We start from the raw sequence: 13,061 nt of genomic DNA on the forward strand, positions 1-13,061 counted from the left end.
GCAGTCACGCGCGGGACCATTCATTCGACAACGAGAGACGTAGATGCCCAGCCAGCCGAGCAAGACCCTGGAGACCTTCGACAACCCGGCGCCGGAGAACGATTTCGCGATCTACATCCGCGTCCCGGAATTCACCTGCCTGTGCCCGGCCACCGGGCAGCCGGACTTTGCCGAGATTCATATCCAGTATGTTGCCGACAACAAGTGCGTGGAGCTGAAGTCGCTGAAGAACTACATGTGGTCCTACCGCGACGAAGGCGCCTTTCACGAGGCGGTGACCAACCGCATCCTGGCCGATCTGGTGGCCGCGACCGATCCGCGCTACATGCGCCTGACCTCGTACTTCAACGTACGCGGCGGGGTCTATACCACGGTGGTCGCGGAACATCGCAAGCCCGGCTGGACGCCCCCGGAGCCGGTGCACCTGCCGGCGCCGACGCGCAGCCCGCTGGACATGAACGGCTGAGCCCAGGGAAACACGATGCACGCCATCGGCATTGATCTCGGCACCTCCGGCATCCGCCTGGTGCTGCTGGACCCCGAAGGCGTGCGCATCCACGCCGCGCAGCGGGCGCTGCCGGCCTCGGTGGGCGGCGACGAACAGCGGGCGGAACAGAACCCGGCACTTTGGTGGTCCCTCGTGCGCGAGCTGCTGCGCGAGGCCGCCACGCAGCTCGACGGCGAACCCGCCGCCATTGCGGTGGATGGCACCTCGGCCACCCTGCTACGGCTGGATGCCGACGGGCGCCCGACCCACCCGGTGCTCATGTACAACGATGCCCGCGCCACCGACATGCTGCCGGTCCTGGCCGGGGTCGCCCCGGCGGACTCCGCCGTGCACAGCCCCAGCTCGTCGGCCGCCAAGCTGTTGTGGCTGCGGCGCCACGAGGGGCTCTCCGGCGTGCGCCGCGTCCTGCACCAGGCGGACTGGGTTGCCGGGCGGCTGCGCGGCCGCTTCGATCACATGGACGAGAACAACGCCCTGAAGCTCGGCTACGACGCGCTGTGGGGCGGCTGGCCGAACTGGCTGCAGGAAACGCTCGGGACCGACGCCGCCCTGCTGCCGGAGGTGGTCCCGGCCGGGACCGTGCTGGGCCCGCTGGACCCGCAAATGGCGGAAAGCCTTCACCTGAATCCGGCCTGCCGGGTGGTCGCCGGCACCACCGACAGCATTGCCGGTTTCCTCGCCTCCGGCGTGACCGACGACACCACGGGCGTGACCAGCCTGGGCTCGACGCTGGTGCTCAAGCAGCTCGCGCCGAAACCGGTCTATGCCCCGGAACTCGGCATCTACAGCCACCGGCTGCTGGGGCGCTGGCTGGTGGGCGGGGCCTCCAACAGCGGCGGCGCCGTGCTGCGCCAGCACTTCGACGACGCGGCCCTGGAACGCCTCAGCGACGCGATCGACCCGGAGAGCGACAGCGGGCTGGACTACCTGCCCCTGCCCCGGCCCGGCGAGCGCTTCCCGGTCAACGACCCCGAGCTGGAACCCCGACTTACCCCTCGCCCCGACGACGATGCCCGGTTTCTGCAGGGCCTGTTCGAGGGGGTTGCCCGCATCGAACGCGACGGCTATCAGCGCCTGGCCGAACTGGGTGCCCCACGCATTGAACGCGTGGTATCCCTCGGCGGCGGCGCCCGGAACCCGGTCTGGACCCGCATCCGCAGCCGGGTCCTGGCGCTACCGGTCACCCAGGCCGAGGACGACGACGCCGCCCGCGGCGCCGCCCGGCTCGCCCGCATCGGCGTGGGCCTGGACCCGGGCCCCGCGGACTGACCTTTGCCTCCGCCGACAAGCCCCCTGTAGGAGCCGCCTTGGCGGCGAAGCCCCCGCCAAAGCCGGAGGCAGCCCCGAATGGAAGGGGTTCGGCGAACCGAGTCCTGTAGCACGGATCTCCGGTTTTCCAGAACCCGACGCGGGCAGGGGCTTCGCCGCCAAGGCGGCTCCTACCGCATGCCCGGCTGCGGGGCCTGAAACGGTGATCGGTGCTACATTCGGGAGACAACACCGCAACAAAGGGGCATGACATGCACTGGACGCGAGTTCTCGGCATTGCACTGCTGGTGGGCGGGATCATCCTGCTGGTGATGGGCTACAACGCGACCGAAAGCCTGGGTGAGGAACTGCATCGGGAGTTCATGGGGCGCTATACGGAAGAGACGCGCTGGTATCTGATCGCGGGCGGCATTATGGCCGTCGTCGGGCTGGTGCTGGCGATCTTCGGGGTGCGCCGCTGAGGACAGCCGTGCCAGCAGCCGGTGCGCTTCGGCTCACGCCGCTGTTCGCATTCCTCGCGCCGTTCCGAGGCCTTTCGCGAGTCTTCGAACCGGGCCTGCGCGGCCTGGTGATCGGGCCCCTGATCATCAACATCGTGGTCGTGATCGGCCTGGCGATGGCGGCGGGGTTCGGCTTCGAGGCGCTGCTGGCCGCGTGGCTGCCCAGCGGATGGGACTGGCTGGCCTGGCTGCTGTGGCCCCTGTTCGCCCTGGCGCTGCTCGTGGCCTTCGGGGTGTCCGCGGTCGCCCTCGCGGCCATTATCGCCAGCCCGTTTTCGGGGCCGCTGGCCTACCGAACCGCGTGCGGGCTCGGCCACGAACCCCGCCAGCCAGCCCGTTCGTTCCTCGGGGAGATGGGCCACGCCAGCGTGACCGCCCTGCGCAAGACGGGCTACTACGCCCTGCTGTTCATTCCCGTGTTGCTGATTACCGTGATCCCCGGATTGAACCTGCTGGCCGGCCTGGCCTGGTTCGTCTTCGGCAGCTGGGTGCTGGCCGTGGAGTTCATGGAGGCCCCGCTGGCCAACGACGGCCTCGACTTCGCCGACGTGCGCCGAACCTTGCGCACCCACCGCCTGGAGACGCTCGGCTTCGGGGCCGGCACCACGCTGCTGGCCATGGTGCCAGTGGTGAACCTGCTGCTGGTCCCGGCCGCCGTCATCGGCGCGACCCACCTCCGCGTGCGCCTGCCCCAGGATTCAACCCGTCCCGAACCCCGGGGCACCGCCTGAAACATGTTTCACCACAGAGGGGAGGACACAGAGGAATTCAAAAGCCGGTTACAGGAAGCATGGAAGGAGGCTGGAAGGGATCACGATGGCCACGTCGATTCTTCCGGAATCATCGAGCTCGGATTCAGGCCTTCCATGGCAAGGCGGCGCGAAGATGAGAGGGTGTCAGGCGTCGAATCGCCAGCGGCACGCTGGCCCGTATTCATTGTCAACCTTTTTCCTGCAGGCAGGCCGGCGCACCGAAACCCTGCAGCGCCCCCGGCCCTCCAGCCCATCAACCCCCTTCCAACCTTCAAGCCTTCCTGTGAATCGCCCTTGACCTTCTTCGTACCTTCGTGCGCTTCGTGGTGACCAAGGTCCTTGACCTCGCCAGCGCCGGATACTGCCGGATCAGGCCAGTAGCGCGTCCAGCGGGTTGTCGTCGGGGAGCGGGCGCATGCGGCCCTCGCGCAGTTCCTGTGCCACCCCCTGGAGGGAATGACGGCGGCTCGCTGCCAGATCCAGCGACAGGAACAGGTACCCACGCGTGGCCTCGCCACGCCAGACGAGACCCATGCGGTGAAGCTGCCCGCTGGCCTTGTCGACCATCTCGAACCATTCGCCCGTGCGGATGCGGCTGGCATCGAACACCCAGGGATCATCGAGGTCGGTCAGTAGATCGGGGTCATCATCTTCCAGACGTACCGCGCGCCGCGCCTGAATGCGGGCCTGCGGATCGAAACGCGGCTCGTTGGCAGAGGCGCGGATGCGGAGCAGGTGTGCCTGCCCGAGGTGCTGGACCACTGCCTTGATCCGCGCATCGTCGGCGCCATGCTCGCGAGCCGTCGCAACGATCTTCTGCACCAGCGGATTGACCTCCTGCGGCGTGGCGCGATTGCAGATCGCCCGGACCACTTCCTGCACCTCGGCATCCAGGACCTGCACGGCCGCCTCGTCCACGGCGAGGAGGTCCTCCCAGGCCTCGGCAATCTGCTCGGCCGCGCGCTCCGGCAACTCGGCACCGGTCTCCAGCACGCAGACGGTCAGGGTGCGCCGGGCTCGGGCCGCGCGTTCCTTCTCGCACATCGGCGCCGCGAGCTCGTCCGCCTGCGCCTGCCAGTGTTCATGTTCCGCCGCAACGGCCGCACCCCAGTCCTCGCGCAGCGCCTGCGCCCCCAGGCGATCGAGCTCATCGACCTCGTTCTCAAGGCGCTCGACGCTCTGGCGGATCGCGTCGAGGTAACGGGTCACCACCGCGGAATCCTCGGCACCGTTCTCGGGACTGATGCGCACGCCGGTGTTGACCAGGCTGCCCACCCACTCGCGCAACGGGTGCTCCGGATCGTGGAAGAATTCCAGGTCGCGGCTAACCACGCGCGCGAGCAGCGGTTGCAGCCTCAGCATGATTGCCCGGAACTCGGCATTACACTCGAGCTGGCGCGAAACCTCGGCGAATACGCCGGCCAGCACCCCCTCGATGACGGCTTCCAGCGCCGGTTCTGTCGTACCGGCGGCACCATCGCCGGCTCCCGGACCCGGAGTGGCACCCCCGCCGGCACCGCCACCCGTTCCGCCACCCGTACCACCACTCGGGGGCAGCCAGCCCGAGGTGGCCGCCCATTGCCGCCAGGCCTCCGGATCGGCGTCCGCGCCGGGCATCGGTGCCCGATCCCCCATACCCTCCCCGCTGGCGACGGTCGCGGACACCCCGTCGGCCTCCAAAGGCGGATCCTTGACCGAATCGTCCTGGTCTTCAGCCCTGGCCGCCCCCCAACTGGCGCGCGGCGCCGCACGCGCGAGATCACCATCCGGGGCCTCGGATACCGGCTCGCGAACCAGCCCGCAGGACTCCACGGTCTCGATCACGAAGGCCAGGGTGGGCGCGCCCGTCTGGCCGAGGCAGCGGACATAGGCGCGCATCAGGTCCAGTGTCATGTCCGTGCGACCGAACTGGGTCTCGGCGGACTCGATCAGCCGCTCGTACCAGTTCAGCGGGGACCAGGGCGCCCAGCCAGGGTGCTCGAAACGGGCATCCTCGCGCGCGGCCTGCAGGAAGACGTACCAGGAATAGCGGTTGTGCTCGCGGATCAGTCCTTCGAGCTTGTGGCGCAGGGAGCGGCGGGTGGACTGGTAATCGTCCAGGATCTGCAGACCGGAGTTGTCACCCGCATAGCTCGAACCGGAAAAATCGTATTTCGGGGGATAGGTCGTGGCGAGAAAATCCCGCTCCAGGGCCTCCTCGAACTGGCGACGCAGGACGAACTGATAGCCCTGGAGCTGATTCGCCCACTCCGTGCTGTCGGCATCCTTGCCGCCCGCGGTCCAGTCCCGGGCGATGGATTCCAGGCACTGGTCGAGATGATCCGCCACCCGCGGCACGATGCCGCGGGCCAACTGCTGGCGCTGCGCCTCCGACAAGCCGGACAGCCCCGACCAGACGGCGGCCGGGTCTGCACCCACGCCTTCCCTGTCTGTATGCTCCCTGTCTGCCATCGCCGAGCCGCCCTCGTCTTGCCGCGCAATCGCCCACGTGAGCCCAACGTGAGTCAGGCCCCAGTGTACAACCGTGGCAAAAGCGGAGCATCCGGGACAGCTTCTGGACAGACCGCGCCGCCTCAGTCCTCCAGCGGCTGCGCGCCGACCTGGACCCTCTCGCCCTCGACGCGCACCGGAAAGCGCGTGAGGGGTTCTTCCGCCGGTGGCTCCATCACCTCGCCCGTGCGCAGGCAGAACTGGGCGTCGTGCATCGGACAGGTAATGCAGTCATCGGCATCGATCTCGCCGTCGGCGATCGGCACATCCTCGTGGGTACAGAGGTTTTCGACCGCGAAGTACTCGCCTCCCAGGTTAAAGATGGCCACCTCGGTATCGGCCGTCTCCACCAGACGGTGATCACCATCCTCGATGGACCCCACCGGGGCCACGTCAATCCATTCCGTCATTGCACTTCCCAAGGCATATCAGGGTTCAAAAAAGGCTTGCGCTCAGCGGACGGACGCGCCCAAAGCCGCTGTCGCGGCAGGGTCGATCTCGATCCGCCGCCCTTCTTCCGGGTGATAGGAGAAGCGCCCCACCACGCGCAGGTTCTCGCCCAGATGATCGCGCACCGCCGAGCCCGGCGTAACCGCCACGCGGTTGATGGCGTCATCCTCCAGCCAGTAGTGCTCGGGATCGTCGAAACGGTTCACGACCCCCTCGGTTTCCACCAGCTCGCCATTGAACGCGGGCGCCGACACCGCCAGCTGCTCCAGCGTCACCGGCGAAACCCGCTCGCCCCCACAGGCCGACAGCACGCCCAGCAACGGGATCAAGAAAAGGGCTTTCAAGCCATCACGCACATCCATTCTCCGATTCATTTCCCGATAAACCCGCAATTGTACCCACAGCCTTCGCTTGCCCTTCCATTTCACCCTGCACCGAGGCTGGTTCCGCCGGCCTGCGCGAATCCTGCCCCCCCCACGGCCGAATACAGGCCTGGCCACCGATCACAGGCAGCCGCCGCGCCCACTATCCCTCGTGCCCCCGGATTCACTACACTGCGCCCGGTGACGGGGATCACACTCGCGGCGCAAAGTGCGCCCGCGACCGACCAGGGAGACAACATCCGGTGCATCAGGATCGGCAGCCGCGCTGCGGCTTCTGCGCCTTGCCCCGGAGTTCAGCAAATATGCAGATGCCGTTCGGACGCTCGCGCACGCGCACTACCGGGATGATCGGAATCGCCCGGTACGACGGCGTTCTGTCCCTGGCGCGCGGTCAGGGACAAGGCTGGACGGGCTGCGAATGCGATGTCGATCCCGAACAGCTCGCCCCCCTGGTGCGGCAACACCGACTTCGGCGCAGCCCTGCCCGCCTGGTGCTCGACCGCCGGGATTTCCGACTGCTCCCCACCGAGGCCCCCGACGTCCCGGAAGCGGAGCTGTGCGAGGCCATCCGCTGGCAGGTCGCGGAGCTGGTGGACTTCGATGTCAGCGATGCCGTGGTCGACTACTGCCCGATGGGCGATACCCATCGCCATGACGGCAAGCGTCTAGTTTATGCCGTCGTCGCCCCGCAAGCCGCCGTACGCGATGCCATCCATATGGCACGCCGGGCCGGGCTGCGGGTCGACCAAGTGGGCATACCGGAGTTATGCCTGCGCAATCTCGCGGCCCGACTGCCGCAGGCCAAAGGCGGGGTGGCCCTGCTTTACGCCCAGGCCGACGGCGCGACCGTGGTCCTGGTGCGAGGCGAACGCCTGTTCGTGACCCGCCACGTCGAGGTTCAGCTCAATGACGAGAGCGGCACCGCGTTCGACAGTGTCCTGCTGGAGATCCAGCGTGCCCTGGACTACTTCGACGGACATTTCGCCCACCCGCCCATCCGCCAGCTGGCGGTGATGGGGGACGAGCCGGTCGAGTCGGCCGCCGTCCAGCACCTGGGCAGTAATCTGCGCATGGAGGCACAGTGGGTTTCCCTCTCCACCTTCCAGTCGGAAGCCGGCCCGGGTGGCCGCGGCTGTGCCTTCGCGCTGGGCGCGACCCTGGAGGGGAGCTGAATGGCGCAGCACATCGATCTCTACCGCCCGGAACTGGATATTCGGCGGGAAGTGCCCATCTGGGGTCGTCTGGCCCTGGCGGTCGGGGCTTCGTTCCTGGCCGGGTTCGCGTTCTGGCTGGCTGCCGCGCACGATCGCGAGCAGTCGCGGCAGGCCCTGACCGCGGCCGAGACCCAGCATAGCCGCACGGCCTCGCAACTCCAGCAGCTCCAGGGCCTCTGGGACGCCCCGGAAGTGGCACGGGCGGAACGCCGCGTGGAACAGGCCGAAGCCCGCGCCGCAACACTGGAGGCCGCACGGGAGCTGCTCGACACCCGGTTGAGCCGGGCGCGCCAGGTCTCGATGACGGAACCCCTGCTGGCACTGGCCCGCACCCATCATGAGTCCGTCTGGATCACGGCCATGCAGGTCGACGGGCGCACACCCGTCCTGGAACTCACCGGGCGCTCGCTCACGCCCGATGCACTCCCGAATTATATCGGCTCGCTACAGCGGGACGGCTTCGGGATGGCGGGTGAAGCGCCGGCGCTCGAAGCGCAGACGGACAATGGCCATATCGTCTTCCAGTACCGGTTCGGCAACGCGGAGGAACAGCCATGACCCTGCGCGGCCAAATGCAAACGCTGGAGGCTCGGCTGCGCCAGATCTCCCTGCGCGAACGCCGACTCCTGTACGCCGTGGCGCTGATTACGCCCTTTCTGCTGGTCCTGCAATTCGCCGTGACACCCGTCGAGCAGGAACAGGAACGCCTGCAGGACGAGATCCAGCAACAACGCGAACAGACCCAAGCGTTGCAGGACCAGATTCATCAGTTTGCCACGGCCACGGATCCGCTCACGTCCCTGGAAGCGCGGCTGGCCGATGCCCGCGAACAAGTCGCCCGGCACGAATCCGAGCTGCGCCTGACCTCCCGCGAGCTGCTGTCGCCGCAGGAAACCGCCTCCCTGTTGCGACAGCTGCTGGCCAATCGCGACGGCCTGCAGTTACAGCGCCTCGTGCGCCGCAGCCCGGAAATCCTCGCCTCCGGACCGGACAGCCCGGCACGACTGGAGAGCCACCGCATCGAACTGGAATGGACCGGCCCGTTCCTCGACACACTGGCCTACCTCCAGCATCTGGAGGCGATCCCCGTCACCTGGCTATGGGGCACACTCGAGCTCGCGGTAGAAGAACACCCGGTCGCTCGCGTTCAGCTGACCCTCGATGCCCTGGACCTGGGCGGCCTGGAGGTGCACGAATGATCCGAGCGCTTTGCCTCGTGGCATTTCTTGGCGTGCTGGCGGCACCGGCCGCGGCCGCCGAGCCCCTGCAGGACCCCACAAAACCGCCCCGTGCGACCGCGACCGGGGCCGCCGCCGGTGAAGCCCCGGGCGAAGCCGCCCGCGTCTCGGTGATACGCTTGCACGGGTCCGCCGCCCTTGCCGTCGTCGGCGACCAGACGGTACGCGTCGGCGACCGCCTGAACGGGGCGCACGTGCAGGACATCGATGCCGGGGGCGTCACTCTCGAACAGGACGATCGAACCTGGACCCTGCCGCTCGGCTCGCGTCCGGACATGCAGATCAGGAGACACCCGTAATGCAGCTTCGGCTCTCGCCCCTTCCTCCCCTTCTGGCCGCACTGCTTGCGCTGGGTGGCTGCGCCACGACACCCGGCGAGCCAAGCTCCCAGGCGCGCGACCGCGCCCTGGAGGCCCTGGAAGATCCCCTCCCGACCGAAACCGAGCCACGGCCGCCCGAGCTGCCCGACGAGGTCGCGCGCGAGATGATGGCGGAACCCGAGAGGCCCATGCGGGACGAGCCGGTTTTCGACCTGCGCGTGGACGCCGCCCAGGCACGGCAATTCTTCAACACCCTGGTCGAGGACTCGCCCTACAGTGTCGTCGTGCACCCGGATGTCGAAGGCTCCGTCAGCCTCAACCTGTCCAACGTGACGATCCCCGAAATCCTCGAGATCGTCGAGGACACCCACGGCTACCAGATCAACCGCCGCGCTGACACCTTCCGGGTGGGACCGGCCGGTCTGCAGACCCGGACCTTCTTTGTCGACTACCTCAACGTGGAACGCGAGGGTCGCACAGGCCTTCAGGTCAGCGGCGGACAACTCGCCGGTGGAGGCAACGACAACGACGGCCAGGAAACCTCGGGCACACGCATCAGCACGCGTTCGGAATCCGCCTTCTGGGGTGATTTGCGCCAGTCGCTGGAGATGCTGGTCCTCGGCGGCGAGGACGAGGCCAATAACGGGCGGCGCGTCATCGTGAATCCGAACACCGGCGTGGTCGCGGTGCGCGCCATGCCGGATGAACTGCATGACGCCGCGGGGTTCCTGCAGGCCGTGCAGGATTCCGCGCAGCGTCAGGTCATCCTCGAGGCCAAGGTCCTGGAGGTTACCCTCGGCAGCGGATTCGAGGCCGGGATCAACTGGTCCTACCTGGCCCAGATCGCCGGCAGCGACCTGATTATCGGTCAGTCCAGTCCCGGTCGCCTGGAGCGGGATTCGCAGCGGACCCCGTCCGCGGGAGACAGCGGGAGCCTGCGTCAGCAGCCCCCCGGGATCGTGGACGGCAGCCAGTTCGAGGCGCTGGGTGGAGTTTTCACCGCCACCTACGCCCGCAACAGCTTTGCCACGTTCCTGGAACTGCTGGAGACCCAGGGCGACCTGACGGTGCTCTCCAGTCCGCGCGTCTCGACCGTGAACAACCAGAAGGCGGTCATCAAGGTCGGCAACGACCGCACGTACATCACCGATTTCCAGCTGCGCACCGAGTCGGGCATTGGCGACCAGGCGCGCGACCGGCTGCTGCCCGATCCGACGTTCACACCGATCTTCGACGGCGTGGCCCTGGATGTGACCCCGCAGATCAGCGAGGGCGGCGAGGTGATCCTGCACGTACGCCCGAGCGTGAGCGAAATCAACGAGCGCGTCACCAGCTTCCGGTTCGACGGGAACGAATACTCGTTCCCGCTGGCCGCCTCGGCCATCCGCGAGTCCGACAGCGTCGTGCGGGCCCGTAGTGGTCAGGTCGTCGTGATCGGGGGGTTGATGCAGGATACGACCGAAGAACTCGCATCCAGCACGCCCCTGCTCGGGGATGTGCCGTTACTCGGTCGCCTGTTTCAATCCAGCAGCATCCAGCAGCGCAAGAGCGAGCTGGTCATCCTGCTGCGCCCGCTGGTGGTCGACAGCGATGGCCGGGCCTGGGAAGCCGAGATCGACCGCACCCGCCAGCGCCTGCGCGGCTGGCAGCAGGACGACCCGGAACCCGAACGCCGCACCCTGGAGATGTAGCCGGAACCGCGAGCGATGTCGGCCCACCTCTATCTGGAGCACTTCGGGCTCGAGGAACCGCCGTTCAGGCTGACGCCGGCGACCCGGTTTCTCTACCTGGGCGAAAGCATGCGCGAGGCACTCAACACGGCCTGCCTGGGGCTGGACTCGGGCGACGCCTTTCTGAAGATCACCGGTCAGGTCGGGCTGGGCAAGACCCTCGTCTGCCGCGAACTCCTCAACCGCCTCGAAGCGCCCTTTGAAACGGCCTACATCCCCAACCCGCGGCTGCCGCCCAACGAACTCCTGAGCGCCATCGCCCGCGAGCTGGCCATCGAGACCCCCGAGGGCTCACCCGGCGCCGACCACCTGATGTCCAGGATCCAGGACCGGCTGCTGGAGCGCGCCGCGGCCGGGGCACGTGTCGTGCTCCTGCTCGACGAAGCCCAGACCATGCCGGACGAGACCGTCGAAACCGTGCGCCTGCTGACTAATCTGGAAAGTGCCTCCGAACGCCTGCTGCAACTGGTCCTGCTGGGGCAGCCGGAACTCGATGAGCGCCTGGCCGCCCACCACCTGCGCCAGATCCGCTCGCGGATCACGCACGCCTGCACCCTGCGTCCGCTGGCTGTCCACGAGGTGGTCGACTACCTGCGGTTTCGCCAGATCGTGGCCGGGCGCCATGCCGGCGACCTGTTTACTGAAACCGCCGCACGGCGGCTGGCTCGGCACAGCGGCGGCGTGCCTCGTCTGCTCAACATCCTCGCCCACAAGGCCCTTCTCGACGCCTTCGGCCGCGGTGACGGCCAGGCGCGCCGGGCCCACGTCGCCCGTGCCGCGCGCGATACCGAAGAGGCACGCAGGGACGCCCGTGCCCTGCCCTGGCTGGCCGCCGCCATCGCCGGTTCGGCCGCTGGCGCGGGGCTGTGGTACTCGGGGCTGCTCGCATGAGCCTGCTGAACGACACCCTGCGCCGTCTCGAAGAACGCACCGGCCGGCGACCCGATCCCGCGAACACCGTGACCGCGGGCACGCCTGCCCGGTCCCGGCCCCGCTGGATCCTTTTCCTCGCTCCCGCTGGCGCGGGCGTCGCGGTCGCCGTGCTCGTGGCGTTCGCCTTCCAGCATTGGCTGGGGCCCGCCTCCGCCCCACCCCCGGAGGCGGCCACAGCGCACGCAACGCCACAGCCCCTTGTCGCGGAAGAGGCCGCATCAAAGGCACCGCCGGCGATCATGCCTCTTCCCGCGGAAACCGGGGTCGCGGCATCCTCCGCCGAGAGCGCTCCCTCTGGATCGCAGGCTGAAGGGGATGCCCTCGCCGAACGGACCGAAAGCGCACCCGATATCCCCGAGAAGGCTACGGAGCCCCCCCAGGCGAATGCCGAAAGGGAACCGGAGTCGCCCCGCGAAGAACCAGCGCAGACAGCCGGCGCCGTGACGGAGGACACGCGCGAGTCCGGGGCCCCGCCAGAGGCGCCCAAACAACCGGATGATCCAGCCCCGGATGAGGAGCCCGTCGCGCCCGAACCGGGAGTTGAAGTTGCGAGCCCAGAAGCCCGGAGCGAGACGCCGATCGAGCGCGGCCACCGCCTGCAGGCGTCCGGACAATGGCGAGCCTCCATCGGTGCGTTCGAGGAACACCTGCAGGCGGAACCGGGCCATGCAGAGGCCCGTCTCGGAATTGCCCGGGCGCTGCGCCGGCTGGACCGCCCGGCGGCCGCCGCTCACGTCCTTGGCGAGGGTCCTGCGACCCATCAAGAAGATCTGCCCTATGCCATCACCCTGGCGCTGGCCCACCTGGAAAGTGGTGACCCGCAGGCCGCGCGCGACACTCTCTCCCGGCTGGCGCCGGACCAACTGGACGCCCGCGCGCGAGCCTTACTGGCCCAGGCCCAGCAGCGCATCGGGGACCACGGCGAGGCCGCGCGCCACTATCGAGCTCTGGCCACCCAGTCGGGCGAAGGCCGCCACTGGCTGGGCCTGGCCCACTCCCTCGAGCATGTTGGCGAGCCCGCCCAGGCCCGGAACGCCTACCGCCGGTCCCTGGACGCCGGCGATCTGGGCCCTGCCTCCCGCCGCCACGCCGAAGCCCGCTGGGAAACGCTCGCGGGCCACCGCCGCTAGTCGCGTCTGGAATGTGTCGTCATTGGACACCGCGGCCGCATCCGTCACACCGCATGCCAGCGGCAGAGCGATGTGATCCTGCGCGAGTGCAGGCGGCGCCAGGTGGTGATCGACGTAGCCAGAAAGGAACAGCCCTACCCCCTA

General features: G+C 68.4%; 14 protein-coding genes. 11 read left to right on the forward strand and 3 right to left on the reverse strand.

The genetic code is table 11. From position 1 onward, the window contains the following. The first annotated feature begins 43 nt into the window (after positions 1-43). The 4 genes from queF (at position 44) to cysZ (ending at position 3,008) form a co-directional block, all read left to right on the forward strand. Positions 44-466 carry a preQ(1) synthase gene (gene queF, locus F572_RS0109525; RefSeq protein ID WP_017941254.1) on the forward strand — a complete coding sequence of 141 codons (423 nt, stop codon included), beginning with the start codon at positions 44-46 and terminating at the stop codon, positions 464-466. 15 nt (positions 467-481) lie between these two features. Continuing rightward, complete coding sequence (locus F572_RS0109530) at positions 482-1,777, forward strand: FGGY-family carbohydrate kinase (RefSeq protein WP_017941253.1); 1,296 nt, start codon at positions 482-484, stop codon at positions 1,775-1,777. Between the two features lie 251 nt (positions 1,778-2,028). Next, a complete protein-coding gene (locus F572_RS0109535; RefSeq protein WP_017941252.1) occupies positions 2,029-2,238 on the forward strand; it encodes a DUF3185 family protein in 210 nt (69 codons plus the stop codon). An 8-nt stretch (positions 2,239-2,246) separates the two neighbouring features. After that, positions 2,247-3,008 carry a sulfate transporter CysZ gene (cysZ, locus tag F572_RS0109540; protein WP_017941251.1) on the forward strand — a complete coding sequence of 254 codons (762 nt, stop codon included), beginning with the start codon at positions 2,247-2,249 and terminating at the stop codon, positions 3,006-3,008. A gap of 390 nt (positions 3,009-3,398) precedes the next feature. Here the strand turns inward: cysZ and F572_RS0109545 are convergent, their stop codons facing one another. From F572_RS0109545 to F572_RS0109555, 3 genes are all read right to left on the reverse strand, one after another. Beyond that, entirely contained in the window at positions 3,399-5,405 is a 2,007-nt protein-coding gene (locus tag F572_RS0109545) for a DUF1631 family protein (protein WP_026142939.1), read from the reverse strand. 197 nt (positions 5,406-5,602) lie between these two features. Continuing rightward, positions 5,603-5,929, reverse strand: a complete 327-nt coding sequence (locus F572_RS0109550; RefSeq protein ID WP_017941249.1) for a non-heme iron oxygenase ferredoxin subunit — start codon at positions 5,927-5,929, stop codon at positions 5,603-5,605. A gap of 42 nt (positions 5,930-5,971) precedes the next feature. Continuing rightward, positions 5,972-6,331, reverse strand: a complete 360-nt coding sequence (locus tag F572_RS0109555; RefSeq protein ID WP_017941248.1) for a hypothetical protein — start codon at positions 6,329-6,331, stop codon at positions 5,972-5,974. 323 nt (positions 6,332-6,654) lie between these two features. Between F572_RS0109555 and pilM the strand changes: the two genes are divergently transcribed. Genes pilM through F572_RS15685 form a run of 7 tightly spaced genes read left to right on the forward strand, consistent with a single transcriptional unit; the run spans position 6,655 to position 12,917 of the window. Further along, positions 6,655-7,524 carry a type IV pilus biogenesis protein PilM gene (gene pilM, locus F572_RS0109560; protein ID WP_017941247.1) on the forward strand — a complete coding sequence of 290 codons (870 nt, stop codon included), beginning with the start codon at positions 6,655-6,657 and terminating at the stop codon, positions 7,522-7,524. Further along, a complete protein-coding gene (locus F572_RS0109565; RefSeq protein WP_017941246.1) occupies positions 7,525-8,124 on the forward strand; it encodes a hypothetical protein in 600 nt (199 codons plus the stop codon). It abuts the gene before it with no gap. Then, on the forward strand, positions 8,121-8,765 hold the full coding sequence (gene gspM, locus F572_RS0109570; protein ID WP_017941245.1) for a type II secretion system protein GspM: 645 nt from the start codon (positions 8,121-8,123) through the stop codon (positions 8,763-8,765). The genes F572_RS0109565 and gspM overlap by 4 nt, the downstream gene beginning before the upstream one ends. After that, positions 8,762-9,103, forward strand: coding sequence for a hypothetical protein (locus F572_RS0109575; protein WP_017941244.1), 342 nt, complete (start codon positions 8,762-8,764; stop codon positions 9,101-9,103). The genes gspM and F572_RS0109575 overlap by 4 nt, the downstream gene beginning before the upstream one ends. After that, entirely contained in the window at positions 9,103-10,815 is a 1,713-nt protein-coding gene (locus F572_RS0109580; protein ID WP_017941243.1) for a secretin N-terminal domain-containing protein, read from the forward strand. Before F572_RS0109575 ends, F572_RS0109580 begins: the two co-directional genes overlap by 1 nt. A gap of 15 nt (positions 10,816-10,830) precedes the next feature. After that, a complete protein-coding gene (locus F572_RS0109585; RefSeq protein ID WP_017941242.1) occupies positions 10,831-11,745 on the forward strand; it encodes an ExeA family protein in 915 nt (304 codons plus the stop codon). Next, positions 11,742-12,917, forward strand: a complete 1,176-nt coding sequence (locus tag F572_RS15685) for a lipopolysaccharide assembly protein LapB (RefSeq protein ID WP_231291099.1) — start codon at positions 11,742-11,744, stop codon at positions 12,915-12,917. The genes F572_RS0109585 and F572_RS15685 overlap by 4 nt, the downstream gene beginning before the upstream one ends. The last annotated feature ends 144 nt before the right edge of the window (positions 12,918-13,061 follow it).

The organism is Thioalkalivibrio sp. ALE14, from assembly GCF_000376845.1.
Taxonomy (GTDB): domain Bacteria; phylum Pseudomonadota; class Gammaproteobacteria; order Ectothiorhodospirales; family Ectothiorhodospiraceae; genus Thioalkalivibrio.

What these genes read in the sequence shown, in the direction of transcription:
- gspM (WP_017941245.1), top strand. Translation starts at nt 8,121, where the DNA reads ATGACCCTGCGCGGCCAAATGCAAACGCTGGAGGCTCGGCTGCGCCAG.
- F572_RS0109555 (WP_017941248.1), bottom strand. Translation starts at nt 6,331, where the DNA reads ATGGATGTGCGTGATGGCTTGAAAGCCCTTTTCTTGATCCCGTTGCTG.
- F572_RS0109530 (WP_017941253.1), top strand. Translation starts at nt 482, where the DNA reads ATGCACGCCATCGGCATTGATCTCGGCACCTCCGGCATCCGCCTGGTG.
- queF (WP_017941254.1), top strand. Translation starts at nt 44, where the DNA reads ATGCCCAGCCAGCCGAGCAAGACCCTGGAGACCTTCGACAACCCGGCG.
- F572_RS0109585 (WP_017941242.1), top strand. Translation starts at nt 10,831, where the DNA reads ATGTCGGCCCACCTCTATCTGGAGCACTTCGGGCTCGAGGAACCGCCG.
- F572_RS0109580 (WP_017941243.1), top strand. Translation starts at nt 9,103, where the DNA reads ATGCAGCTTCGGCTCTCGCCCCTTCCTCCCCTTCTGGCCGCACTGCTT.
- F572_RS0109535 (WP_017941252.1), top strand. Translation starts at nt 2,029, where the DNA reads ATGCACTGGACGCGAGTTCTCGGCATTGCACTGCTGGTGGGCGGGATC.
- F572_RS0109565 (WP_017941246.1), top strand. Translation starts at nt 7,525, where the DNA reads ATGGCGCAGCACATCGATCTCTACCGCCCGGAACTGGATATTCGGCGG.
- F572_RS0109575 (WP_017941244.1), top strand. Translation starts at nt 8,762, where the DNA reads ATGATCCGAGCGCTTTGCCTCGTGGCATTTCTTGGCGTGCTGGCGGCA.
- F572_RS15685 (WP_231291099.1), top strand. Translation starts at nt 11,742, where the DNA reads ATGAGCCTGCTGAACGACACCCTGCGCCGTCTCGAAGAACGCACCGGC.
- pilM (WP_017941247.1), top strand. Translation starts at nt 6,655, where the DNA reads ATGCAGATGCCGTTCGGACGCTCGCGCACGCGCACTACCGGGATGATC.
- F572_RS0109550 (WP_017941249.1), bottom strand. Translation starts at nt 5,929, where the DNA reads ATGACGGAATGGATTGACGTGGCCCCGGTGGGGTCCATCGAGGATGGT.